At 66.5% G+C, this 25876-nt stretch carries 19 protein-coding genes and 1 pseudogene; 8 read left to right on the top strand and 12 right to left on the bottom strand.

The features are described 5' to 3' along the window. Positions 1–4 precede the first annotated feature (4 nt). Positions 5–463 (top strand): hypothetical protein, encoded by a 459-nt coding sequence (locus LZC94_00715; GenBank protein WXB15800.1) that lies wholly within the window; start codon positions 5–7, stop codon positions 461–463. After that, positions 460–1158, top strand: a complete 699-nt coding sequence (locus tag LZC94_00710) for a CHRD domain-containing protein (GenBank protein ID WXB15799.1) — start codon at positions 460–462, stop codon at positions 1156–1158. Before LZC94_00715 ends, LZC94_00710 begins: the two co-directional genes overlap by 4 nt. 71 nt (positions 1159–1229) lie before the next feature. Here the strand turns inward: LZC94_00710 and LZC94_00705 are convergent, their stop codons facing one another. Then, the gene (locus LZC94_00705; protein WXB15798.1) at positions 1230–1604 is read right to left on the bottom strand and encodes a hypothetical protein; all 375 of its coding nucleotides are present in this window, start codon (positions 1602–1604) and stop codon (positions 1230–1232) included. 99 nt (positions 1605–1703) lie between these two features. On the opposite strand from LZC94_00705, the gene LZC94_00700 reads away from it, so the two are divergent. From LZC94_00700 to LZC94_00690, 3 genes are all read left to right on the top strand, one after another. Next, the gene (locus LZC94_00700; GenBank protein ID WXB15797.1) at positions 1704–2498 is read left to right on the top strand and encodes a DUF4142 domain-containing protein; all 795 of its coding nucleotides are present in this window, start codon (positions 1704–1706) and stop codon (positions 2496–2498) included. A 71-nt stretch (positions 2499–2569) separates the two neighbouring features. Next, the gene (locus LZC94_00695) at positions 2570–2830 is read left to right on the top strand and encodes a hypothetical protein (protein ID WXB15796.1); all 261 of its coding nucleotides are present in this window, start codon (positions 2570–2572) and stop codon (positions 2828–2830) included. A gap of 13 nt (positions 2831–2843) precedes the next feature. Beyond that, positions 2844–3227 (top strand): hypothetical protein, encoded by a 384-nt coding sequence (locus LZC94_00690; GenBank protein WXB15795.1) that lies wholly within the window; start codon positions 2844–2846, stop codon positions 3225–3227. Between the two features lie 116 nt (positions 3228–3343). Here LZC94_00690 and LZC94_00685 read toward each other — a convergent pair whose 3' ends face one another. The 4 genes and pseudogenes from LZC94_00685 to LZC94_00670 all read right to left on the bottom strand — a co-directional run bounded on the left by LZC94_00685 (position 3344) and on the right by LZC94_00670 (position 7306). Then, complete coding sequence (locus LZC94_00685) at positions 3344–4198, bottom strand: M57 family metalloprotease (GenBank protein ID WXB15794.1); 855 nt, start codon at positions 4196–4198, stop codon at positions 3344–3346. Between the two features lie 830 nt (positions 4199–5028). Further along, the gene (locus LZC94_00680; protein WXB15793.1) at positions 5029–6021 is read right to left on the bottom strand and encodes a hypothetical protein; all 993 of its coding nucleotides are present in this window, start codon (positions 6019–6021) and stop codon (positions 5029–5031) included. Further along, a complete protein-coding gene (locus tag LZC94_00675) occupies positions 6018–6455 on the bottom strand; it encodes an RNA polymerase sigma factor (GenBank protein WXB15792.1) in 438 nt (145 codons plus the stop codon). The genes LZC94_00680 and LZC94_00675 overlap by 4 nt, the downstream gene beginning before the upstream one ends. Positions 6456–7201: 746 nt before the next feature. Continuing rightward, positions 7202–7306: pseudogene (locus LZC94_00670) on the bottom strand (energy transducer TonB). Between the two features lie 529 nt (positions 7307–7835). Here LZC94_00670 and LZC94_00665 point away from each other — a divergent pair. Both LZC94_00665 and LZC94_00660 read left to right on the top strand, forming a co-directional pair. Next, a complete protein-coding gene (locus LZC94_00665; GenBank protein ID WXB15791.1) occupies positions 7836–9092 on the top strand; it encodes a hypothetical protein in 1257 nt (418 codons plus the stop codon). A 248-nt stretch (positions 9093–9340) separates the two neighbouring features. Next, positions 9341–10450 carry a hypothetical protein gene (locus tag LZC94_00660; GenBank protein WXB15790.1) on the top strand — a complete coding sequence of 370 codons (1110 nt, stop codon included), beginning with the start codon at positions 9341–9343 and terminating at the stop codon, positions 10448–10450. 21 nt (positions 10451–10471) lie between these two features. Here the strand turns inward: LZC94_00660 and LZC94_00655 are convergent, their stop codons facing one another. From LZC94_00655 to LZC94_00630, 6 genes are all read right to left on the bottom strand, one after another. Then, positions 10472–11299, bottom strand: a complete 828-nt coding sequence (locus LZC94_00655; protein WXB15789.1) for an aldo/keto reductase — start codon at positions 11297–11299, stop codon at positions 10472–10474. Between the two features lie 113 nt (positions 11300–11412). After that, positions 11413–14400, bottom strand: coding sequence for a carboxypeptidase regulatory-like domain-containing protein (locus LZC94_00650; GenBank protein ID WXB15788.1), 2988 nt, complete (start codon positions 14398–14400; stop codon positions 11413–11415). A gap of 267 nt (positions 14401–14667) precedes the next feature. Then, on the bottom strand, positions 14668–15069 hold the full coding sequence (locus tag LZC94_00645) for a hypothetical protein (GenBank protein ID WXB15787.1): 402 nt from the start codon (positions 15067–15069) through the stop codon (positions 14668–14670). A 108-nt stretch (positions 15070–15177) separates the two neighbouring features. After that, a complete protein-coding gene (locus LZC94_00640; protein ID WXB15786.1) occupies positions 15178–16365 on the bottom strand; it encodes an RtcB family protein in 1188 nt (395 codons plus the stop codon). Next, the gene (locus LZC94_00635) at positions 16362–16703 is read right to left on the bottom strand and encodes a ribosome-binding factor A (GenBank protein WXB15785.1); all 342 of its coding nucleotides are present in this window, start codon (positions 16701–16703) and stop codon (positions 16362–16364) included. Before LZC94_00635 ends, LZC94_00640 begins: the two co-directional genes overlap by 4 nt. A gap of 300 nt (positions 16704–17003) precedes the next feature. Beyond that, a complete protein-coding gene (locus tag LZC94_00630; GenBank protein WXB15784.1) occupies positions 17004–19211 on the bottom strand; it encodes an alpha/beta hydrolase in 2208 nt (735 codons plus the stop codon). A gap of 313 nt (positions 19212–19524) precedes the next feature. Between LZC94_00630 and LZC94_00625 the strand changes: the two genes are divergently transcribed. Next, entirely contained in the window at positions 19525–22836 is a 3312-nt protein-coding gene (locus LZC94_00625; protein WXB15783.1) for a DEAD/DEAH box helicase, read from the top strand. Here the strand turns inward: LZC94_00625 and LZC94_00620 are convergent. Next, positions 22745–25795, bottom strand: a complete 3051-nt coding sequence (locus LZC94_00620) for a choice-of-anchor D domain-containing protein (GenBank protein WXB15782.1) — start codon at positions 25793–25795, stop codon at positions 22745–22747. The two genes, LZC94_00625 and LZC94_00620, sit on opposite strands and share 92 nt — an antisense overlap. Positions 25796–25876: the final 81 nt, after the last annotated feature.

Here is a 25876-nt window from a genome sequence, read left to right as displayed (position 1 = left end):
ACACATGACGAATCGAACCTTCGCGTATCTCGGGATCCTGCTGACCGCGTGCTCGGCGGCCACGGATCCCCCGCCACAGAGCGGTATCGCCTCCGAGCTGCAATGTGAAAACGGGGCCATGATGACCTTCGCGGATCTTCACGCGCAAGTCATCGGCCCCGCGTGCACGGGCTGCCATCATGGCGGTGCCGGCGGAACGGCGCCGGACATGTCCACGGCCGAAAAGGGGCTCGCGTCCACGCGCGGCGTCGCGTCGATCGGCTACGCAAAAACGCTGAAAATCGTGGATCCCGGCGCGCCGCACACCAGCACCATGATGCTCAAGGTGCTCGGCGGCGACCTCAAAGGGTTCGCCGGTCCAAACGGCGAGACGGTGGGCGGCGGCATGCCGCAAGTAGGGACTTTGTCGACCGCGCAAAAAACGGCCATTCGCGATTGGATTTGTTCGGGAGCGCAACCATGAGAGCACTCGCCTTCTTCGTTTGCACAATCCTCTTCGCCGGCACGGCGCGCGCGGCGGTCACCACCTACAAGGCCACCCTCGATGGATCGCAGCCGGTTCCCCCCAACGCGACCCCGGTCACGGGCACGGCGGTCTTGCAATTCGATGACGAGGCGAAGACCTTGGCCGGCACCATCGAGTACTCCGGGCTGAGCGCCCCGCCGGCGGGCGTGGATCTCGGCATCGGCGCCTGCGGAAGCCGCGGCACCGTCGCGCGGCCCCTGCCTGGACCTGGGGCCACACGAACGACCGTCGACACCGCGCTCGATCCGGCGGAGATCGGCGCGTTGCAAACCGGCAACCTCCACGTCAGCGTTCGCACCGCCGCGTACCCCGATGGCGAGATCCGCGGGCAATTGTACTTTCCGCGAACGGGTAAGACGTGCCCGAGCGACGCAGGCCCGGACGCAGGCCCCACCGCGGATGCCGCACCTCCGCCGAGCGGTGGCCTCGATGCGGGCTACGACGCAGCGCCTCCGCCGGGCGGCGAGGTCGGGCCCACGGGCGATGGCGGTTGTTCCGCCTCCGGCGATGAGCATTCGTCCCGCGACGCGATCGCCTTCGGCATCGTGCTCGCGGTGGCGAGCCTCGCGTGGCGCACCAGGCGCCATGTCGCGTGGCGTTCCAATCGCGACGGCGCTCACTCCAACGTATAAAGATGCGGGCGTCGAAGCGACATAACCATCTATGTAGCAAGTCGAGTGCCGCGCTCGGTCACGCGGGCGCATCAGGACGGGTTCTTTACGGCGGCCCTGGCCGCCCGCGATTTGGGCGCGCTCGTCCTTCGCATCTCGCGGCGTTTCAATTGGCTATCGGGCTTGCTTCGATTGGCCGCGCGACGCGTCGATTTGCGGGAGGGGCGCCCGCTGCCCGAGTCTTCGAGGGTGTACGCCGACGCGTGAGCCGTATCCTCCTTTACATTGCGGCGCGCCGTTTTGGCGTTGGCCGGCCTGCCGCTGGTGACCCGCAGCGCTCGTTCGTGCACGCGCGCGCCGTCTTCTTTCTTTGCGTTTCGCGCGTTGACCCTGCGCTTCGGTGAGGCCTTCTTGGCGGGCTTCGCTCGTTCTTGGAGGCTCGCAAACTCCTCTGCTTTCGTGCTCATGATTCCATCGTGTGCACACCGCACGCCATTCGCGATGAATCGGGCGGGACCACGATGTGAGCACCGACCTTGCACCCGGCGCGCGCCTAGGAGGTACTCATGATGCACTCGTTGCGTAACTTTGGTGTTGGAGCATCCCTCTTGGTCGCCGCGCTCGTCGCTTGCTCGTCACAGGGGGCGAGCGGCAGCGATCAAACCCCGCTGGAAGGCGACAACCCTTCGGCCGACAATCCCGTCGCGGGTGGCTCCGAATCCGCGTGTCCGCACGATGAAGATGGGAAGAGCGGATGCGGTCAGGATGGAGGAACGGTCACCCCACCCACCATCTGCTCCGAGGGCCAAGCGGCCGCCATTTTGGACGCGCTCGACATGGGGGAGGTGAACGAGTCCACCCTCGTGGTGGATGCATCGATCGACGCCAAAGTCCGCGAGTTCGCGCGCCTCATGGTGAAAGACCACGGAGCGCATCGCGACGCGCTCAAGGCTTTGGTCGCCAAGCTAAACATCAGCATCGTCACCAACGGTATTTCGAAGGAGCTCACCAAGGACTCGGAGCGTGACGTGGCTGCGTCGGCCACGCTCTCCGCGACCGAAATACAATCCCACTACGTGAACCGGCAGGTCCTGGGGCACATTCGCGCGCTCGGGATCCTCGAGGGGCTGTTGCACACGCACGAGCACGCCGAGCTCAAGGCGTTCGTCAAAGAGACGCGCACGACCGTTCGCCACCATCTGAAGATGATCCTCGATATCCAAGCCAAGCTGGTTGGCTCGTGTGGCGGCTCCATCACGGGAAATGAGCCAGGCTGCGACGACGCAGGAAACCCGCTACCGCCGCAGCAGCCACCGGCGCCCCCGACACCCCAACCGTCGTCGCCGCACCCGACGCACTAGCGCGTTCGTTCCCCCTCCGCACATCGGCCACGACGAGCGGATTCGTCACACAGCCATGAAATCGAGCGTCGATGAAGGGACTGGAGCTCGCTCGCGGGCGCCGGATCCGCTTTTTTTACGCACCGCAGGCTTGCGTTATCACTGCCCGTGATGCCCAAGCGTCGATGAAGGCCTGGAGCTCGCTCGCGGGCGCTGGATCCGTTTTTTTACGCACCGAAGGCTTGCGTATCACTGCCCGTGATGCCCAAGCGTCGATGAAAGACCTGGAGCTCGCTCGCGGGCGCTGGATCCTTTTTTTTACGCACCGAAGGCTTGCGTATCACTGCCCGTGATGCCCAAGCGTCGATGAAGGACCTGGAGCTCGCTTGCATGCGCTGGATTCGTTTTCTTAAGCGCCGCAGACCTGCGTTATCACTGCCCGTGATGCCCAGCGTCGATGAAGGCCTGGAGCTCGCTTGCGTGCGCTGGATTCGTTTTCTTAAGCGCCGCAGACCTGCGTTATCACTGCCCGTGATGCCCAGCGTCGATGAAGGCCTGGAGCTCGCTTGCGTGCGCTGGATTCGTTTTCTTAAGCGCCGCAGGCTTGCGTTATCACTGCCCGTGATGCCCAGCGTCGATGAAGGCTTGGAGCTCGCTCGCGTGCGCCGGATCGACGATGAGGTGAAGGTCCTCTCCTTCACCTCATCGCTTTTGTTACGCGCCGCAGGCGTGTGTTATCACTGTGCGTGATGTTGCGAACGCCGTTTATCACGGCGCGTGATGTTCATAGGGGGTTATCACGGCGCGTGATGTTCAAGACACGTGGTATCACTGCATCGGATGTCCCGAGCGCGGGACGCGCCATGTCAGCGCGGGGAGCCGTAGAGGGCTGCGGCGCCTTGGGCGTCGAGGTCGGTGATATCGAGATCGCCCTGGTTGGTCCCGTTGCACCACGGATAGTGCATGACCGAGGCGGAGTCGTAATCCGTCAGCTCGCGCCAGTTGTTGTCCTCGAAGCAGGTCCCAGCCTCGGGCCGCGTCTGCTCGTGACGGAAGCCGAGCGTGTGACCGAGCTCGTGGCGAAGGAGCCCCGTCAGGGTCTCCGGCCTTCCCGGGTTGGTACCGCCGGCCGCCGTGGGTCCAACGAGCACCTCGCGATCGCGGCGCCCGTAGTTGGGGAAGAAGGCGCGCCCCGAGAAACCCGAGCCGCCCACGCGCACGTTGAAGAGCACATTGTTGTTGCTCGACGTACAATTGCCGTCTTGCCCAGAGACGTGCACGAACTTCACGTTGGCCACCGCGGTCCAGGCGGCGCCCGCGGCCGCCATGGCCTTGACGACGCGATCGTAATTGTTGCCGAAGGACGACTTGCTCACGCAATAGGTGAGATTGAGCTTGCGCGTGGCGCTCCACGCGGAGTCTTTGCCGTTGCGGTAGTCGACAATCAGCGCGCCTTTTTGCACGTGCTGCTCGTAGAACGCGCGCAGCTCGCCCGCGTCGTTGATCGGTGTATCGCCATTGACGATCCAGATGCCGGTATCGGCCTCGCGATACACGGTCTTCTCCCAGGCCTCGAACGAGCTGGCCGTGCTGGCCGTAGCCTCCGAGTCGCCGGACGAGCCCTCCGCTGCGCAACCCGCGGACGAAACGGCGAAGACGCCGAACAACAATGCGCCGGAGAGGACGGGGATGCCGCGAACGATACGGTGCTTGATACGCATGGGTAAACCTCTTGACGTGGAGGTGAGAGACACGCTCCTCGGACACCGCGGCGGGCACGCAAGTCGTCCAGAGGGCTTCCTTGAGTGCAGCTCCCTTTCACACTTTATGAAACGATTTCGCTTCTCGTTTCCAAGCGACCCACAACGACCATAGGCGGTTATGTAACCGATGCACCCGAACGTATCAGCGACTCATCGCGTCGATATCGATGCACCCATTTCGTTTCTCGTTTCCAAGCGATCCACGACGATCATAGACCGCTATGTAACGGTGCATCCGCAAGCCGTGCGGCCGAGAACGCGAAAGGACGCATCAGCGACTCATCGGTCGATACCGATCGACCCATTTCGTTTCTCGTTCCCAAGCGATCAAGACGACTATAGGCCACTATGTAAACGGTGCTTCCGCACGCATCAGCGACTCATCGCGTCAATATCGATGCACGATTTCGTTTCTCGCTCCCAAGCGATCCACGACGATCATAGGCCGCTATGTACACGGGGCTTCCGCACACATCGGCGACTCATCGGTCGATATCGATGCACCCATTTCGTTTCTCGTTCCCAAGCGATCCACGACGGCCATAGACCGCTATGTAACCGGTGCATCCGCACGCATCAGCGACTCATCGCGTCAATATCGATGCACGATTTCGTTTCTCGCTCCCAAGCGATCCACGACGATCATAGGCCGCTATGTAAACGGGGCTTCCGCACGCATCAGCGACTCATCGGTCGATATCGATGCACCCATTTCGTTCCTCGTTTCCAAGCGATCTACGACGACCATAGGCCGCTATGTAAACGGTGCATCCGCACGTATCAGCGACTCATCGCGTCAATATCGATGCAATGCGACTGCGGTACGCCGATCCCGGATACGACCGATCGAATCGCCCCGCGCGCGCCTCGGCATCGTCGCGACGGCCCATACGCACCAGAGCATCGATCGCCAACACCTCGCGCTCTTGCGCCAATGCACCATTGGCGAAGCGCTCCTTGTGAAGATCGCACAAGCCCAACGTCTTCTTCGGATCGCCCGCGAGCGCATCTTGCGCGCGCCCGAGCATCGCCGACTCCGACTCGTTCGGGATCTCCGTCACGCTCGATGCGTTCACCGCGTGCGCGCCGCCCGCCGGGCCCGTGGCGCCTATCGCGTTTGCCGCGTTTGCCGCGTTTGCCCCGTTCACCGCGTGCGCGGAAGCTTTCGGTGCGGAGGGCGCGCGCTCGACGGGCTTGGCGATCGCGGGCGGCTCCGCGATGGGCGCTTCGGAGAGCGGCGCCGATGCTGCGGGCGGCGCGGGAGCGCGCGGAGGCGCGATGCTCATGGCGACGGGAGGCGATGCCGGCGTGCTTCGGTGCGCCGCGTACCAACCGCTCGTCGCGACACCGGTGGCAACCACTACGGCGCTGAGCGTCTTGATGGCGAGTGCCTTCACCGCGAGGGATCCCCCCGTGGCCGTCGCCGTGGTCGTGACGCCACCGCCCGCGAGCGATGCGCCGCTTGCGGCACCCGTCGCGGCTCCGCCTCCAGCGATTCCGCCTCCAGCGACCCCGCCGCCAGCGCTTCCACCACCGCTGCTTCCACCTCCGGCGCCTGCGCCCGATCCGGTCGCGCCGCCATCGCCTCCGCCCTGCGAACCGTGGCCTCCTCCAGTAAGACCGGTGCCGAGCGCCGTCAGCTTCGCGGCGAGCCCCACCTCCATGATCCCCATGCGTTCCTTGCCGGGAACGTCGGCGCGGGCAGCATCGAGCGCGCGGCGGAGCGCGGGTAGCTCGGTCGAGTTCGCGAGGCGTTGGGGCGGATCACGATCGGACTTCACTCGACTTGTCCTTTCGTCGTCTGTCGAAAGAAAGCTTCGACCTGTTCGCGTGCGGCGTGCAGGCGCGAATAAGCCGTCTGGAGCGGACACTCCAGCGCTTGCGCCACCTCGTTCATGGACAGCTGCTCGATCTCATACAGGACGAAGACGGCGCGTTTTTTTTCGTCGAGGGTGTCGAGCGCCATGTCGAGCCACTTGCGGGCTTCGCGCTCGGCGAATCGATCGTGGGGGCCGTCGTTGGTCTCGACCTCGGGGAGCGTTGCGGTCGGAAGCTCACGTTGCGTCTGCGCCTTCCTCCGGTGGGCGAGCGCCACACGGACTGCGATCCCATAGAGCCAGGTCCGCAGCGACGACTTTTGTTCGAAATCTTGAATCTTGCGAAAGACGATCACGAAAACCTCTTGGCAAAGATCGTCCGCGTCGGAGTCGTTCAACCCCAACCGACGCAGAGACCTCCACACGAATGGACCGTGTTCGCGAAATAGTCGCTCCACGTCGGCCGCTGCGGCCGAAGACGTACCGGAGGGCGGGGTCAAAACACTCCTCTGGCGCTGACCAAACTAACCAAACTACCCGGGCTCCCGTTGCTGCGTAGACAGCCATGACGTCGGTCCAATGTTTTGGTGCGCCACGCCATCGGTTTTTATCAGGGAAAGGTCAGGGCAATACTCAAATCGGTCGCACCTGCCACCGGAGCCGGCTGAAAAATGGTCTGATCCATGCCTCGGCTGTCTTCATAGCTGAGTCGCGTTCGCACGATGGGCACGATTAAGGAGAGGCCGAGGCTGGCAACCATGGGCCCCGCCAGCCGGAAATCAAAGCGACTCGGTAAAAATGCATGGACGGCCAATTTCTCATCGGAAAACTGCTGGAACTTGTTCGCGTCCGAGGACTGCCCCCGGCTCTGCAGTGATCCAAATTGTGCCCCCACGCACGCCCGATATGCAAATCGTCCGACCTCCAGACGTAGCGGGCAAAGCGCAACACCTCCGTAAGCGAGCTGCACCTGCGCCCGCGCGCCGTTTGCAATATCCACCGACGCACTGCGCCACGAGGTGCCCGAGATTTGAATGCCCCAAAAACCGGGCGGCTCGATCAAGACCGCGCCCGTGACCCCCACCCCCACGCTCGGCAGCAATCCAACCGAAAACGCACCACCGACATTGGCGCCGAATCGCCAGGGATTGGGCGGGGGGATGGGAACCAGCACCCTCTCCTGGCGCACGATCACTTGAGGAGGGGGAGGAGGAGACGACGGCGGCGGCGGCGCGGGCTCGGGGGGCGGGGTCCCCGGACGGAGCTGGGCCTCGGGGTCGATCAAAATCGAGACGACGAGGACGAGGGAGTCGTCGAGGGCCGAACAGGAGCTTCCGGCCGCCTCGATCTCCCGGGTTCCAATGAGGTTTCCCCGGTTGTCGCGAACGGTGAGGACGGCGCGCCACTCGGGGGGATTACCCGACTTCGACTGCAGAACGTGCCCCTCGACCGACACGTCGGCCTGCGACGGGGAGACGAACACCTTTCGTCTGAGGCGGCTCTCGACCGCCTGGGCGAGCGCGTTGGTGGCAATGCAACCTTCCGCCCCTTGCAGACGCACCCAACTAAGGGACGAAGTCCGCCCGTGTGTGCCCTGCGCGCTGGCGGGCCGTGTGTGCATCAGCGCACAAAGAGCGAACAAAAAGGCCAAACGGACACAAATGGGCGTTCGGATCTCGACGTCAAATACGTAACGAAGCCGTTCCATGTTAGGCTTCGTGTCAACGGAGGCGGGGTTTCACTGAAAGATTCCTTCGGGCGGGATCCTCACTCGTGCCGTGAGCAACACGCAATCCTCTTTGTTCGCCGTTTTCGCATTTGCTCTCGGGGCGTGCATCACGAACTCCGAAGTGGGCAAATTCCATGATGCGAAGGAAGGCGCGCCGGGCGCAGGCGGTGCCGGAGAGCCGCCGCCCATCCCGCTCGACACGGGCGCGGGCGCCGATGGCGGTCCCGGCTCCAACCCGGAACCCAACCCCACGCCGCTGTTTGGGTTCGGGCCGAACCGGCTGGCCGCGGGGTCGACCAGCACATGCGTGCTCACCGAAAAGGGCCAGGTGCTCTGTTGGGGAGATAACGGTCACGGACAGCTCGGGATCGGGGACGCCAAGATCGCGACGTCGGCCGAGCCCCTGCAGGTCCGGGGCCTCGACATCGGGATTGACGCCATCTTCGGCGGTGGGTTTGCGCACTGCGCCTTGAAGAAGGATCGCTCGGCGGTCTGCTGGGGTCACAGCGAGTTCGATAACACCGGCGGCAACATCGTTCCGTACGGCATCCGCTACGAGCCCGGGAGGGTGGCCGAGTTCTCCGAGGCGCTCAGCATCGCGATGGGCACGTATTTTCAGTGCGCCGTCACCGCGGAGCAAAACACCAAGTGCTCGGGCTCCAACACGGTGGGCCAGACCGCCGAGCCCACGACGATCCCCTTCGGCAAGCGGGACGCGCCAAAGAGAGCGAGGCCGGCCCGCGCGGTGGCCGCGGCGCAGGGCGGGTACTTCGCGTGCGCGATCACCACCAGCGACGAGCTCAAATGCTGGGGGGCCAATGTGTACGGGCAGCTCGGCGACGGCACGAACGCCAACTCCAGCGAGCCGGTCGGGGTCTCGGGGCTGGACGCGAATGTCAGCACCGTCACCGCGGGCAGCGACCACACGTGCGCCATCGTCTCCGGGACGGTTCGCTGCTGGGGACGCAACAACCAGGGGCAGCTCGGGCTGGGGACGGTCGACGAGAAATCCCATATGCGCCCGCAGCAGGTCGAGAAGTTGCCGCCGGGCATGGTGGCCGTGACGGCGGGCGAAGGGCACACCTGCGCGCTCTCCGATCGGGGCGCGGTCTATTGCTGGGGCAACTACCGACGCGACGATCACAGCTGGCCGCCGGTCGAGGTCATCTCACGCGACGCCGTGGAGATCGCCGCGGGGACCCGGCACACCTGCGCGCGTCTCAAGAATCAGCGCATTCGCTGCTGGGGCGATCACGACGCGAAGCAGCTCGGCATTTTCGAGGGGCAAGGGAGCGTCCTTCGCTGACGGGTGTTCGGGTGTTCGGGTGTTCGTGATTGCGCGCGCGCGCGAGATGCGCGCGATGGGCTTCGAATACATGTCGCATACATGAATCGGCGCGGTCGTGCCCGGCGCGGCTCGTGCGCCGGCGGATTTTTTCCATGAAAGCGTCGCCGCGAAGCGGCCATTAGCCAATTGTCGGGCAAGGGATCGCGAGCGATCGACCTAACGAGCCCCCTGCCGATCCTGCCGAAAACGTAACGAGAAGGAGCGGCGTGATGGACGTGCAAATCCCTCGGCACGCGGGGAACGTGTGCGTTTTGTTCGTGATGGGCGCGATCTGCAGCCTCGGTCTCGGTTGCGATGACCAAGAGCGATTGGATCGTCTCCTCGAGCGAACCAAGGCGACGACCAACCTCGGTGCGAACAGCGCGCTGGCCGCGCTGCCCGAATCGGTGGCGCCGAAGCCGGCCCAGCGCACGGTGATCGCGCGCTTCAAGAAGCCGCGCGCGCTGGCCATCGATGGCACCTCGGCGTACGTGGTCGATGCGGTCTCGGGCTCGCGCGAGCAAGACGAGCAGCTCGATGTTCTGCGCGTTCCACTTTGGAATGCGGGTGAGCGCGTGCGCATCGCCAGCAAGCAGCGGATGAGCGGGGGGCCGCTGGTGGTGCGGGGCGATCTCTTCCTGGTGTCGCCGGGCGACGGCCCGATCGATCGCCTGGTGAAGCTCGGTTCGCCGCAGGGCGTGGCCACCAGCTGGCCGCCGCCTCTGCCCATCGCGCCCAAGGTGATCGGCTCCGCCGAGCCTGCGGTCGCGAGCGACGGGACGAACCTCTTGTTCCTCGCGCCGAGCGACGACAAAGCGATGCTCGACGTGATGCGTATGCCGTTCGCGGGCGGCAAGCCGGCCCGGCTCGCGTCGGCGTATCCCGCGCGCGTGCTGTTCGTCGCGGCCGACGCGCGCAACGTCTACTACCCCGAGTCGGGAAGATTGATGAAATTGTCGATCGCCGGCGGCGGCGCCCCCGTCGAAATCGCGCGCGCCGTGAGCGCGCTCTCGGCCGTCAGCGATGGGACCTACCTCTATTGGGCCGATGGCGGCGGGAAAAACTTGGCGACCATCCGCCGCGTCTCGATCGGCGGCGGCGCCCCCGAGACGCTCGCCACCGGATTTTCATCGCCCACCGGCTTGGTGCTCGACAACGAGTCGGTGTTCTTCATCGACCGCGACGCGCCCGACAATGGCATCTACCGCGTCCCCAAAGCCGGCGGCCCCACCGTCACCGTCCTGCGCGACCAATACGCCAAAGGGCTCACCGTCGACGACAAATACATTTACTGGCTCGACACCGCCGAGGGCGCGCTCTGTCGCGCCGAGAAATAACGGCGAACGAACGAGAGCGCGCTACGGCTGATCGCGCGGATCCCAGCCGGTGGCTTGGCCTTGCTCGAGGGCGTCGATGGCGGACATGGCCTCGGCGTCGAGGGAAAAGTCGAATAGCTCGGCGTTCTGCTTTTGACGCCCGGGGTCGGCCGATTTGGGGATGATCACCAGCCCGTGCTGGATCCCCCATCGAAGGAGGACCTGGGCGGGCGTCTTGCCAACGCGCTTGGCGGCCCGGCGGAGCACAGGGTTGTCGTGGCGTTTTCCGCGGACCAGGGGGCTGTAGGCTTCGACCACGATGCCGTATTTGGCGCAGAGCGCGCGCGTGTCGCGCTGCTGCAAGAAGGGGTGGATCTCGATCTGATTCACCTCCGGGCGCTCTTTGGCGTCGCCCAAGAGCTCTTCGAGGTGGTTGACCAGGAAGTTGCTGACGCCGATGCTGCGCGCGAGGCCGTCGGCGTGGATCTTCTCCAGCGCGCGCCAGGACTCGCGCCGCTTTTCTTTGACGGGCCAGTGAATGAGATAAAGATCCACGTAGTCGAGGCCGAGCTTGCGAAGGCTCGTATCGAAGGCGCGGCGCGCGGACTCGTACCCCTGGTCTTCGTTCCAGAGCTTGGTGGTAACGAAGATTTCTTCGCGGGGTATTCCGCTTTCGCGCACGGCGGCGCCGACCTCGGCCTCATTGCCGTAGATGCGTGCGGTGTCGATGTGACGATAGCCGGCGTGAAGCGCGTTGAGGACGGCACCTCGCGTGACGTGTGGCGACATCTGCCACACACCGAGCCCGATCTGCGGAATGGCCCCGCCCGATCGGAGGTTCAACGTCGCAGTCGACACATCCTGGTTCATCCCTCCATGAGTAAACCGCCCCGTATCCATCGCAAGCGGTTTGGACCGGCGCCGTAATTTTTGCGCTTTTTTCTAGGGCACAGGGGGCGCAGGGGCGCGGCGGGTGACAGCGCCTACAGAGGCTTCTCCGCTTGGACGACCACGGAGCCGCCGCGGGCCAACCCGAATGTCACACGCGTTCCCTCCGCGACCCGGCTCAAAGCATGATACAAGCCCATGTTCGGCGGAGCGACGCTGTAGCCGTCCACGGACACGATCTCGTCCCCTGCCACCAGCCCCGCCTTGGCCGCGGGCCCATTGGGGCGCACCACGCTCACCGTCACGCGCGCTTGCTCCATGTCCGAGCCGGGCGCGCTCTGCTGGATCGAAAAGCCCAAATCGCCTCCCACCTCGAAGCCCTTCGTCCGGCGGCGCGGGACGCGCACGGGTGGGATCTCGTTGGTTCTTCCCGCCTCGATGGTCGCGGGCACGCTGGCAAACGCGTATTCGGACGATCGGTAATCCTTCGGAGATGCAAAAATGAAGACGCGCCCGGCCGGACAGTTCTCGATCTCGAATCGACCATTGGTGTCGGTGATGTTCTTTCGATCCGAATCGCCCATCATGGCCATGCCGCTCGGACCTCCCTTGGTGGGCGATGCGGAGACGTACATGCCCGCCAAAGGCTCCCCGGACTCCAGCGAGATCACCTGACCGCGCACGCGGGCGTTGGATTCGAACTCCAAGCGCACGCCCTGCCGTTTCTCACTTTGCGCCAAGGTGATCTCCGCCAGCGCGCGCCCCTCGGAGGCTTCGGCCGATACTTGGTATTTGCCGGCCGCCAGCTCGCGAAGCGCGAAGGCGCCATGGGTGCGAAAGAAGCTCTCCTGACGGGCAAATCCCGTTTTGATGTCCCGCGCCGACACCGTAAAGCGCTCGGGCGATTTTCCTCCGGCGCCCACCACCGTGCCGGCGATCGACGCGGCCGTGCGGATCGTGAGGGTGACCTCGCTCCCGACGCGCACCTTCTCGAGCACCGACTCGCCGCCGCCCTTTCGGTACGCGCGGACCGTGTACGTACCCGGCGCCAGCTTGTCGATGGTAAAGCTCCCATCGAGCTCCGCGAGGACCGTGGTAGCGCGCCGGCCCCATTGCATTTTGCGGCGCGCGCTGCCCTCGGCGCTGCTCGGGTCCTCCGACTCGCGCTCGGCGTCGACGAACACGTCGGACAGGGGCTCGTTGGCCTCGCCCACCACGCGCCCTCGGATCCGGCCTTTTCGGCTCTCGACCACCAGCTTCACGCGCGCGGTCTCGCCGGGGCGCACGGTGGCCGGGGTGCCTTGCGCGTCTTCGTCTCTCGTTCCGGGTGCGCGCACACGCTCGCCGAAGCCCTGCTCCGCCCAGACGCGGTACTCCCCGGCGGACAAACCCTTGAGGACGAAGGTGCCGTCGTCGCGGGTGGTGGTGCGGTTCCACTCGAAGCTCTTTCCCTGCGCCCGCACGTTCATCCCCGCGACGGGCGCGCCGCCGTTGTCCATCACCGTGCCCTCGATGATGCCCCCGGCGGGCAACGTGATGCGCAGGCCGTCCACGTCGCGGTCGACCTTCACCTCGATGGGCTCCTTGGGCGAAGGGTACGCGGGGTGGCGCACCTCCAAGGCGTACGTGCCGGCCGTCAGCCCGCGCATCCGAAATGTGCCGTCCTTGTCCGTCGCGGCGCTTCCCCAGTTCGTGCGCGCGCGCGGATCGCCGCCTTTGGGCCGCGCGAGCACGTGCGCGGACGCCACGGGTTGGCCGCCCGAGTCGACGACCACGCCGCGCACCGCGCCACCCGCGGCCACCTTCCACACCAGCCCCGAGACGTCTTTGTCGGCGACCGCGACCGGCTCGTATTTGTCCTCCGATGCGCCCTCGGAGCATCGGACGTCCACCTCGTATTTTCCGGGCAGCACGCCCTCCATGCGCACCTGCCCATCGCGCTCGATGGCGCCCACCCGACGTTCGAGCGACGTTTTATCCGCCAAGCTCACCACGCCTTCGGAGCACGCCTGCTTCTCCGAGAGCGCGACCTTCCCGCTCACCGACAGGGCGGGGTGCGCTTCGATGACGAGCTCGGACGAGGTCTCGCCCACGCCGAGCAGGACGCTCTCACGCGCGGTGCCCCAGCGATGCGCGCCCGTCGCTTGCGGTTTGTAGCGACCGGGCGAGAGCCGCGCGATGCGAAAGCGCCCCTCGGCGTCGGTGACCGCCGTGGCGCCATCCTGCATGCCCGGACCGCCAAACGGCATGGCGGCCATCGGGAAAAAGCCCTCGCCCGCGCCAGCACCGGCCGAAACGCGCGCACCGGCGACGGGCGTTTCGGTCCCTGCTTCGACGACCTTTCCTTGAAGGACCGACTCCGGCGTGAGCACGATTTCGATGAACTGCCCGGGCGCGATTCCCTCTTTCGTTCCATCTGCATATCCATTGGCCATCGCGGCCGCTTGGAGATTGCCCGGCGCGACCCAAACCTGCCACTCGCCCTCCGCGTTGCTCTCGGCCACCGCGTTGCCGCCCCCCGACGAGGATACGGTGACAATCGCAGCGTGGATGGTGCCGCCGCTGATGTCTTTGACCCGGCCGCGCACCTGCACGCCGCCCGCGTCGAGCACGATATCGACGTTCTCGCGGGCCTCGCCGGGCTTCAACTCCAAATCGCCCTTGCCCGCGGCGGCATCGTACCAAAAGGCGGGTTGATGCTGCGGCGCCGAGGCGCTCACCCGGTACTTCGCCGCAAAGAGATCGCTGACCCGATAGCGCCCCTCGGGATCGGCCACGACACATCGCGGTTGGCGCGTCTCGGCCGTCGCCAACCTCTCGGACGCGGCGAAGGCGCACACGGAGGCGCCAGCGATGGGTCGCTTCGCGGGATCGGTCACGCGACCTGCGAGGGTGGCGCGAGGCAGCACGCTATCGTCGATGGCTTCGCTCGCGGAGGGCGTCTCGTTGCCCGTGGCCGCGGGCGCATCTTGCTCTCCAGCTCGCTGATCGGTGTCTCCGCGGCGGAGGCGCAGCACCGCGAACGTGGCCAGAATGCCGATCAACCCGAGCCAAATTCCCCAAGCGAATTTGCGGGACTTCATGGCGCTGACAACCTGTCGAGGGTCATTCTATTCCTTTGGGTGTCGCATGCAGGATCCCATCGGGAGGTCGAATGACTCCACGTTGTCTCAAAGAGCTCACCGCGGCCACCGATTTCGGACGAGCCGGCACCGCGCCATGAGCACTTGCATACCGCTTGCCGAACCGCGGCCCGCGCGATGCAGCGCGGGCCTCGAAGCGTGAAATCGCTTATCGTGAAATCGCGTTAAGGAACCGGAAGCTCCGGCGAACGATGGCGCTGGACTGCGCTAGATGGTGTTGCGCAGACGCTCCGAGCTCCAGATGCGCCGAACGCCGCTCTCGGAGTCGATGAGTTGCAAGGTGCTGTCGCACGCGGTCCACCCATGGATCAGGCACAACGGCGCGACGATGGACATGGGATCGCCGCCGTCGTGGATGGCCACGGCGATTCGGTCGACCACCCCCGTATCCACTGCACCTACACCATCCCGCCAAAGGATAATCTCCGCCGTCGTTCCCGTGGGATCGTCGACCACGAGGCCGCGCTCCCCCAACCAATGCACATCTGGAAAAGCCCGCTCGATGGCTTCGCGCACGCGAGGGGCCTCCCCCAAGTCTTCGGTCAGGAAAACATGGGGGAAATCCACCAACGGGCTTACGAGGTGAAACAATTCGACGCATGAGCTCATAAGCGCACCTCGGGGGGCCGTCCTTTGACTTCTCATCGACATCGACGACATCGACCCCTCGTACGGCCCGGTTGCCAAATTCTTCCTTCGGCAACCCACCTAGGCCGTTCATCCTTTGAGAACGGCGACCGGTTCGAGCCTCAGGACGCGGCGCACCAAATCGCCCTGATCGTCCAATACTTCAACGATATCGCGGTACGCCGCAGGCGCTTCCTCGACCAAGCCAGCTTCGAGGTGCTTCGGGTACACGACGCGCCGCATGGATCGCGCAAACGCAGGTGCACGAATGCGCGCCCGTGCTTCCTTGCGGCTCATGACGCGCCCGGCGCCATGGGAGCACGATCCAAAGGCGGCCTCGTGCCCCAGGCCCTCCACGATGTAGCTCGCCGTCCCCATCGATCCGGGGATGAGCGCCATCGTGCCGGATGGAACGGAAACGGCGCCCTTTCGATGAACGAGGAGTTCGCGACCGAACCATCGCTCGCGCGCGACGAAGTTGTGGTGAATGTCGACGAGCGGCTCGCCGGCGCCGTGCGAGGCGTGGCTCGTATCGGAGAGGACGTCGAGCGCCCTCGCGAGGAGCGCGGCGCGATTGGCGCGCGCAAAGGCGAGGGCCCACGTGAGATCGCGAAGGTACGCCGCGCCGTGCTCCGTTCGCGTGTCGAGACCGGCGAGGGCGCCCCGTGCGGAGGCCTCGTCCGTGGCAGGTGGAACGGCTTCGGCGGCGCGGGCGTGGTGCGCCGCGATGGCTGCACCCAGACCGCGCGATCCGGAGTGCACGAGCACCCAGAGGTATCCCTCCGGATCGCGTTCCAGCTCGAGAAAATGATTGCCGCCGCCCAAGGTGCCGAGGTGGCGGCGGGTGAGCGCCTCGCGGGTGTGCTCCAGTGCGCGCGTCGAGAGCGGCTCGGCGAGGAGCGGATCGGGGACGGGAACTCCGCGCCCGCGGTGGGTGGAATCGCCGGTTGGAATGGCTTTTCCAAGCTGGGTTATGACCCGCTCGAGGGCGCGCCGGTCGAGCGAATCGGAGCGCGCGCCCAGGCGAACGGCGGACATGCCGCACCCCAAGTCGCCGCCGAGCGCCCTCGGAACGACGGTGTGCTCCGTCGCAAAGACGGTCCCCACCGCCACCCCTTCGGCCACGTGCGCGTCGGCCATGGCGGCCACGTGCTCCACCACATACGGTTGCGAGGCGATGTGCTGAAGCTGCCGCAATGTGGCCTCGCCGAGCGCGCGCGCCCAGATCCGGACCGGGACGCGTTGGCCCCGTTCCGGTTCGAAGACGATGCGGCTCACGGTTCGTCGCGTCCTTCTTTTTCTTCTTTTCCGTCTTTTTCCTCGTCCGGAGGAATCGCCGCCGCATCGAACACGAAGCGCAGATCGGGTACGCGCTTGATGTCGATGGCGTCGGCGAGCCGGGCGCGCAAAAATGGGATGGCCCGTGCGAGCGCGCGCTCGACGGAGATGCGCCTCGCGCGAGCGTCTTCTTCTGTCGTGCGCAGCGCAAAGTGAACCCGAGCGTGTCGGTAGTCGACCGACAACACCAGGGCGGTAATCCACACGCCTTGAAGCGTGGGATCGGAAATGTCGTCACGAAGGAGCCCGCGGAGCTCCTCCAAAATCAAATCCTGCAAACGAATATGTCGGAATCCAGTGCTTTCGTCTTCGCGTCGCATGCCACTCGGCCCCAAAACCAAAGGTAAAACATCACGCCCCGCGAAGCGCGCTTTACCTCGAGCCGAGCCGTGCCGTGCGATACGAATGCAACGGCGGATACGGCAGACGGAGACGTTACGGACGCTCTGCGGAGATGCCTTGGAGTCGGATGTTTGCAAGATCGTCCACGATGCACCTCCTTTCGCCACTGGTACGCGGCAGCGGCAACATGAAGGCAACCGGGGCCGTCGTCAAGTGCCAACGAGGGTGCTCCGGGCTCAACGTGGCGGGTTGGGATCGCCGTTCAGGAAGCTCACGATCTCTCTGGCGAGCCACGCCGGTCGCTCGTCGTGCAGGGAGTGACCCGTGCGTGCGAGAAAGCGAAAGAGTCCCGGCGTGTTCGTCATGCGCGGCGCGGTTTCGTTCGCCCAGTACCCAAGCCTCGCTCCCGCGTCGAGCTCGCCCGCGAGGAGCAACGTGCGGGTCCCATTGTAGAGGAAGAGCGGATCGGCCAGCGACGGCCGGGTGGCATCGGGCCCTCGATTCTGACGGTGGCTGAACGCGAGCTGCTCGGCCGCGAGCCGCCAACGGTAGCGGCGAAAGAGCGCGTCATACGTCTCTTGGCGCTCGACGCGCGAGGCGGTGGTCACGGCGCTCTTGCACGACCAATCGTCGCGCCACCAGTGCTGCGCCTGCGGGCGGTCGCCAGGAGGGGCGAAGTCGAAGACGCCGTAAAAGAGGTTTCGACGATCGTTTGGCGACTCGGGCTTCTCGGCCATGCCGCGCGGCCAGCCAACCGCAAAGTCGTTCTTCGCGTCCCATCCCGCGTCGCAACCGGCAAGCACGCCGCTGCGGTTCGTCATGGGAGACCAGATCGATGCCGGCGACCAAGGCACGATATTGCGCAACCAAGGCGCTGCGGGCTGCGTGCCGAGAGCCGCGCGGCGGCCGAGGCGAAGGGACATGTTGCCACCGAGGCTCCCGCCGACCACCGCGCGGATGCGCGGCTTCAACTGGCCGCCCACCTGGGCATCGATCGCGTCGACGAGCTTCACGACGTAGCTCTCGAGGAAGTCGAGCATCGGCGTGCGGTGGCACGTTACATCGCCCGCGTTGCCGAACAGGTCGTGATCGATGCTCTCGGCGTAGCCGCTCGATGGCATATCGAAGGCGATGACGGTCCAATTCTTCCCGCCGGGCTCGCGTGCCAGCGCGTGCATCGCTTTGGTGAGCTTCAACGCCTCTTCGGCGCGCGAGTCCATCCCATGGATGAAGATGAGGACATGCGCATCGGGCGCAATCGCCGGCTCGAGATCGCCGAAGACCTCGCGTGCGCCACCCTTCGCGAGCGAAGGCCCCTGCCGAAACAGCGGCGGCCGGGCGTGCGCGATCATGTACCGCGTCTGGATGGCGCCGAGCGAACCGGCGAGCCCGCGAACATCGACGGACACGTCGAACTGCGGAAACGGTGCCGTGGGAACGTTGACCGGGCGATAAGGCTTGTCGTCCTCCCCCGATACACCGAGCCAGCCGAGGAAGCGGCGCACGGCGGTGGGCGTCGCGTGCGTGCTCCGCACTCGGAGCACGTTGGCGACCGCATAGGCACGGTCGAGCGCCCGATTCAGGTGTGCGTCGGGCACCCCCGCGCACGCGCGCTTCATCGAATCGAGCGTCGGGTTCGCGCTGCGGAAAGTCGCAAAGGCGTTTCGGCCGGTGACCGCGAGCTCGGCCATGGCATTGCCGAAATTTTCACCGGTCGGCCGATTGCCCGCGATGCCGCCAGCGCTGTTGCCCGCGTAGGCCTTGGCCGCTTCGCACAGCGCGGTGGTCGCATCACGACGGGCGGCGAGCTTGCGCAAATAATCGATGAGGCGTCCTTCATTGGAGCCAATCGTGCTGGCCGGGGAGCCGGGGCGTGAGCTCGTCGTATGGTACATATCGCGAGTCGCCGGCGGCGGTGGGTGGTTCAGAACAGGGAACGTATCGGCCGCGAGCGGCGTCCAGTCGAGCATCTCGGCAGGCGCCAAGAAGTAGTCGCTGCTCGGCCACCGAGCATCGCACGACTCGTCGGACAGGTTGCTCACGCGCTCGATGTTAGTCGCAACGGTCATTCCGTCGCACGCGAGGCGCGCCGGAGGCTGATTCCAAGCGTCGCCCGGGACCTGGACTCGCTTTGCGTCACCCTGATTGCCGCAGCTATAGATAATCTCCATCCCCTGCGTACAGAACGAGCGCGTCGCCGCTCGTACCCCCGCACGCCGGTACTGCTCTTCGGTGGGTGCCTTGTAGGAGCACTCCGTCCGGTGATTGCACGCTTGCGCGACGAGCCCAGTGAGGTTCCCATCGAGCTGAATGTCCAGGCAACCAATACGGGCTTTGGTAACCGTGATATCCGCACGCGCGGCCCGCTCCAATAGCGCTACAAGTGCGAACGACAACAACCCCACAAACACGAACTTCCACTGCCGCAGGTTCCGCGATGGCATCCTGTACCTCCTCTTCCGCTCTCCGCGTCGAATCTCGATCTCCTCGCCAATCGGGTATAAGGAAGACCTCCTAGCGGCATCGGTATGGCGCGCGATCGGGTGACGCCAGTCGCCCGGTTGGATGACCATCGAGCGGTTCGAGAAGTTGCGATTGCGCGGAGGTAAGAGGCTCGCCTGGCGAGATAGCGAGCCGATGCGTGGCATGCGAGCCCTCGCCGGTCCGGCAGCCCATGGCCGTGCCCGACTTGACCGCGGAAAACATGCCGCACCCCGCGATCGGCCATCGTGCCCGCGTGAGTCAGCACGACGAATCGTGACGTTTGAGCTAACCTCCGCGGCCGTGATTCCCGTCGGGCAGTGGCTCGAAAGCCTCGAGCTCTACATGCTGACCCGGTTCGCGGGTCGCCGTACCCTCGATCTCGCGCTGACCAGCAGCCTCGATTACACGGTCCCCCCGGCCATCGCCGGCGATGCGGTCACGGCCACCCTCGACGATGGGTCGCGCGCCGAGCTGCGCATGCCCGAGTCCGAGGAGGACGCAAACCTACCGCTCGCCCGCTGCTCGCGCTGCTCGTCGACATTTGGCCCCTGCATCCATGCGACGGTGCTGGCCGTCGATCTTGCGTCTTCGGCGGCCCTTCGCGAGGCGCTGCGCGAAGGTGCCGATACCCGCGAGGCCGCGGCAGGGGCCCTCGCCACGCGGCGGGCGCTCGAACGCGATCGCGCCTTCGAGCGAGGGTTGCGCGCGTGGCTCGCGCCGGCCGCCGGCGAGCTCGCCATCGAAATTTCGGCCACCCCGTTCGATGCCCCCAAACGCACCGAGGGGCGCGCCTATGGCGATCGCAGCGATCCCCAGCGCGGCGCCACGCTCAGCATCTTCGTTCGCCCCGCAGGCGAGCGGAAATTGCTGGCGCCGCGGGAGCTGGCGACCCTCTCGAACTTTCAGAGCCGCGACCGCCGCGTCCTTCAATACGTGCGCGACCACGGTCTCGCGCGCAAGGTGGTGCAGGTGCGCGGGGTCGATGCGTCGCTCACCATCGAGGCGATGCGCGCGCACGGTGGGATCTTTGCCGCGGGCTACAAGGGCTTGCTCGACTTTCGCACGCCGCGCGTGAAGCCGCGCATCGAGCTGGGCGAGGCCAATGTGCTCGAGGCGTTCTGGATTCGCGAGGACGACGGCGCGCCGCTCGCCCCGCCCGACTTTCAACGCAGCAAACGCATCCCCGCCGAGGACGCGGCCTTCTTCAGCGGCCCTTTTCCGTTCGTGTGGACCAAGACGGGCGCCATCTTTCGCGTGGCGGACGGGGTCGATCTCGATCTGGCCGAGGAGTTCGTCCGCGCGCCGAAGTTGGTGGTGCCCGAGGGAAAAATGAAGGACGCGGGCTCCCGCCTTCATCGGGCCGCGCGCGGCCGCGGGATCGAGCTGCCCGCCACCGAGGCCTTCGGTCTTCCGCCCGTGGAGACCCCGCGGCTGGTGCTGCGGCTGTCGGGCGAGCCCCTCGCCATCGAGGGGGTGCTCATGGCGGTCTACCGCAAACGCGAGATCTCGCTCTTCTCCCAAGACGGCCTCTGCGAGGTGGACGAGGGCCGCGACCGCGAGAGCGAATCTCGCGCGCGCGACGCCGTACTGCGGTGCGGCCTGGTCGCGCGCGATCCCGAAAAAGACGAGGAGGAGGGCCTCGACTGGCGCGCCGATGGGATGCTGCTCGCGCGCGGCGAGGCGGCGGTGACGTTCTGGCAGCACGGGCTGGTCGCGCTCCGCGCCAGCGACCGCCCGCCCATCGAGGTGGAGCTCGCGCGACGTCTGGCGCAGGTGCGCGTGGGATCGCCCATCGCGGGGCGGGTGCACATCGCGCTCGAAGGCGATTGGCTCAAGACGCGCCTCGAGTTTCGCACCGACGATCTCCCCGTCGAGCTCATGACCATTCAATCGGCGTTGGAGCGAAAGCAGCGCTGGGTCTCCTTGAGCGACGGCACCCTCGCGCGCATCTCGGCCACCATCGAGACCGTCGCCGACGAAGCCGCCGAAATCATGGCCGGACGGGCGGAGGCGTCCCTTCCCCCGCACCAGCTCGGCCGCCTCGATCGATGGCTCGAGGAGAACGACGGCCAAATGGACGCGGCGGTGGAGGCGCTCCGGCAGCGCCTGCGCGCGCTGGCCGTGGCCGAGAACCCCGATCTGCCCTCGGGGCTCCGAGCCACGTTGCGCCCGTATCAATTGCTCGGCCTGTCGTGGCTGCAATTCCTCCAGTCCCTGGGCGCCGGCGGGATCCTCGCCGACGATATGGGGCTTGGAAAAACGATTACCACCTTGGCGTTCCTGCTACGGCGAAAAGAGGCGGAGGGGCCCGCGCCGTCGTTGGTCGTGTGCCCCACCTCGGTCGCCACCAATTGGATGAGCGAGAGCGAGCGCTTCACGCCCGATTTGCGGGTGCGGCTGCTCCATGGCCTCTCGCGCGAAGAGCGTATCCTCTCGCCCGAGATCATCGCCGAGACGGATATCGTCATTACCACGTATGGACTCCTGCGGCGCGATCTCGACGCCCTGGCCGCCGTTCGATTTCGCGGCCTGGTCCTCGACGAGGCGCAGAACGTCAAGAACGCCGACAGCGCCACCCGCAAAGCGGCCGCCGGGATCGACGCGGCCATGCGCCTCGCGCTCACGGGCACCCCCATGGAGAACCGCCTGCGCGATCTCTGGTCCATCATGTCGCTGGTGAACCCCGGCATCCTCGGATCGGCGCCGTCGTTCGAGAAGCGCTTCGAGCGCCCCATCGTGGCCAATCGCTCCAGCGTGATGGCCGCCGAGCGCGAGAGCCCCGTGGCCGCCGAGCTGCGCTCCATCGTGCGGCCGTTCCTCCTCCGCCGCACGAAGAACGACGTCTTGCGCGAGCTCCCGCCGAAGACCGAGATCGACCGCTTCGTCTCGCTGACCACGGAGGACAAACGCATGTATGATGCACTTGCACACACCTTGCGATTGAGCCTGAAGCGCAAGATCGAGATCGAGAAGCGCCCGGTGGCCATGACCGTGTTCGCCGGGCTGGTGCGCCTGCGGCAGATGGCCTGCGATCCGCGGCTCATCGACGCGCAGTTCTCGGAGAAGCCCAGCGCCAAGCGCGAGACGTTCCTGGAGCTGGTGCGCGAGCTCGTCTCGGAGGGCCGGCGCGCGCTCGTCTTTTCGCAGTTCGTGCAGCTCTTCGACTTGTGGCGCCGGGATCTCGACAAGGAGGGTATCCTCTACGAGTACCTGGATGGCTCGACCACCAAGCGCGGCGAGGTGGTCGCGCGCTTTCAGCAGGGGACGGCGCCGCTGTTCCTCATTTCGCTCAAGGCCGGCGGCGCGGGGCTCAACTTGACGGCGGCCGATACGGTCATTCACTGCGATCCGTGGTGGAACCCCGCGGTGGAGGATCAAGCCACCGATCGCGCGTACCGCATCGGCCAGGACAAACCGGTGACGGTGGTGCGGCTGGTGGCGCGCGGCACCATCGAGGAGAAGATCCTCGCGCTGAAGGCCAAGAAGCGCGACCTCACGCGCGCCGTGATCGACGACGGGGCGAGCGCGCTCTCGGGGCTGACCGAGGAAGACTTGCGCGTCCTCCTCGGGGATGAAGGCGCCTGAGCAAACCGAGCAGCGCCAACCCGACGGCGACGCTGAACGCGGCGGGCGCGCCGCCGGCCGGTGCGTCCCCCGCCGATCGGCACCCGCACCCACCCCCGTAGATGGAGCTGCCGCCGCTGCCCGAGCTTCCGTCGGGGTCGTCTTTGTTGGGATCGTCCTTCGCGGGCCCCACGGCGTTTCCGCTGACCGGAACGGTGACCTCGTCGGCGCTCGCGCCCTTGAGGATCACGTGCACCGTCCCTTTGGCGTCGCCGGGCTTCGTCGGCTGGTACACGACCGTGAATTTGCCGCTCGCGCCGGCCGCGAGCTGCGCGACGCTTCCATCGACCGCGAATTGCTCGTTGTCGATGGCGATGCTCCCGATCTCCAGCGCGCCGCTCGATTGGTTCTTGAGGGTGATCTCCTTCGGCTGCGCCTTCTCGCCCACGTTGATCCGGCCGAAGTCGAGCGCGGTCGCGTCGGCCACCAGGAGCGACGAGACGCCGCGGCCGCGAAGCGCAATTTGGGCCTTGGGGATGGCGGTGTCGGTGGCGCCGAGCTTCAAGGTGGCGACGGCGTCGCCGGCCGCGCGCGCGGTGTAGGTCACATTGACGGTCGCCGTTTTTCCGGGATCGAGCGAGCCCGTGAGGCGGGTCACCTCGAAGGATGACGCGCCCGCACCCTCGAGCACACCGTCGGTCAGCGCGATGGGATCGCCGCCCGTGTTGGTGATGGTCACCGGCTTGGCGGCCGCCTTGGCGCCCACCTTGAGCACCCCGAAGTCGAGCGACGTGGGCGTGACCGAGAGCAGCTGCGAGACGGCGCTCCCTTTGAGGGTGAGCACCGCGCGGGGCATGGTGGGATCGTCGCTCACGATCGCCAGCTCGCCCGCCGCCGCGCCGATGGCCGTGGGCTTGAAGGTGAGCGAGAGCGCGAGCTTGGCGCCCGGCGCCACGGTCGCGGGCAAGTCCGGCGCGTTCGCGATCGCGAACATGTCGAGCTGCGCGCCGCCCAAGGTGAGCGCCGTGATGTTGAGCGACGCCGTCCCCGTGTTCGTGATCTCGGCCGTGCGCGCGGCCGAGGTGCGCGAGACGAGCTGCGCTCCGAAGTCGAGCATGCTGGGCTGCAGCGCGATGACCGACGAGACCCCCTTGCCCGCGAGCGGCACCGCCACCGTGGCGCTGGCCGGATCGTTGGAGTCCAGCGACAGAGTCGCGGTGCTCGCGCCGACGGCGGTGGGTCCGTATGTCACGGTGAGCGTGCTCTCCTGGCCCGGCGCGATGGTGAGCGGGAGGGTCACGGGCGAGAGAGGGAACTGCGCCGCGTTGGGGCCATTGACCACGGCGCGGGTGATGACCAGCGGTCCCGTCCCCGTGTTCGCGATGGTGACGGACTTCGCGAGCGGCGGGGAGCCGACGCGGACGTCGCCAAAGTCGACCGAGGGCGGGGTGACGCTCACCGTCGGCGAGGTGCCCTCCCCCGCGAGCTCGATCTCCGCCGTGGGCCTCAGCGGATCGTTCGAGGTGAGGGTGACCCTCGCCGTTCGCTGCCCCACCGCCGAGGGCCGGAAGGTGAGCGCCAGCTCCGCGCGACCGCCCGGCGCCACGTCGAGCGGAAACGCCGCCTGCGTACCGAAGTCGCCATTGGAGAAGCTCGCCGATGCGATGCGCAGCGGGGTTTCGCCCACGTTCCGCACCTCCACCGCGCGCGGCGCCGCGTTGGTGTTCACGTTGGCGCCGCCGAAGTCGACGGAGAGCGGCGCCACCTCCATGGCCGGCCCTTGCCCGATCCCGCCGAGGGCCGAGCGCAAGGTGGGCTCGTTGGCGGCGTCGCTCACGATGACGATTTCAGCCGACCGAAACCCGTGCCCCGAGGGCGCAAAGCGCACGGTGAGCGGCACCGATTGCCCCGCCGGGATCCGCGGCGCGATGGGCGGCGCGACCAAGGTGAACTCGCTCGCCTCCGGCCCGCGCACGGCGATGTCGGAGACGCTGAGCGTATCGTTGCCCGTGTTGGTGATGGTCACGATCCCATTGACATTGGAGCCAATGGGGAGCGGGCCGAAGTCCTTTGGATTGGGCGACGCCGCCACCGCGGGCGCCACCCCGGTTCCGGCCAGCGGCACCACCACGGGCGGGCGCGCATCGGTGCTCGTGACCGTGAGCGATCCGCTGGCGGGCCCCGATGCGGTGGGCGCAAAGGCGATGGCGACGGCGGCCGCTTGTCCGGCGGCCAAGACGAACGGGGTCCCCGGCGCGCTCTGGATGGCGAAGCTCCCGGTCGTGCCGAACGACGTCACCGAGAGGTCTTCCGTTCCCTGATTTTGCACCGAGAACGTCTGCGCGGCGCTGGTGGTGCCGACCCGCTGGCTCCCAAACGTGTAGGTGGCGGGCGTGATGCCCAAGCGCGCGGTGGTGCCATCGACCCGGATATCCACCTTGGCGAGGCAGGGCGATCCCGACGAGGCCACGAGGCTCAGGGTATTGACGCCTCCATAGTTGTAGCTGGGGAAACCGCGCTCGTAGCGCTGCGACTGCACGGCCTGCGGCGGATCGCACGCGTTGCACGCGCACGTCGCCGTGGGCTGGTAGGCGCCGATGCGCACACCGTTGAGGAACGCGGTGACCGTGCCGGCGGCACAGCCGATTTCCTGGATATCCAGATGAACCGACGTGATGACGGCGTTGGGCGGGGAGGTATCGGTGAAGTTCCGATCGCCCCACCCCGGGCCGCCGATGCACGCGCTGGTCTGCGTTCCACAAATGCACGTACCCCCGGAGCATGAGGCGGGGCAACCCGTGGGGATCGTCGCATTGCCGCTCCACGTGACTTGATACGCGGTGCTGTAGGCGAGCGACGTGCTCCCGATGTTCTCGTTCGTTTGGCTATCCTGGCCGTCGCTCGTGCTGGGGCTGCTGCTGCACGCGGCGCACGTGAGCAGCGCCGTCCACGTCAACAGCGCAAGCAAGAGGGCTTTCACAAATCGTTCCGATGGCCCACGTCGAGCCCGCGTGTCGCCCGCGCAAGCCCTCGTAAGCCTTCGCCCTCTGCCTGCGCGAAA

This window comes from Sorangiineae bacterium MSr11954 (genome assembly GCA_037157815.1).
Classification (GTDB): Bacteria; Myxococcota_A; Polyangia; order Polyangiales; family Polyangiaceae; genus Pendulispora; species Pendulispora albinea.
This window is presented reverse-complemented; position numbering and strand designations above follow the sequence as displayed.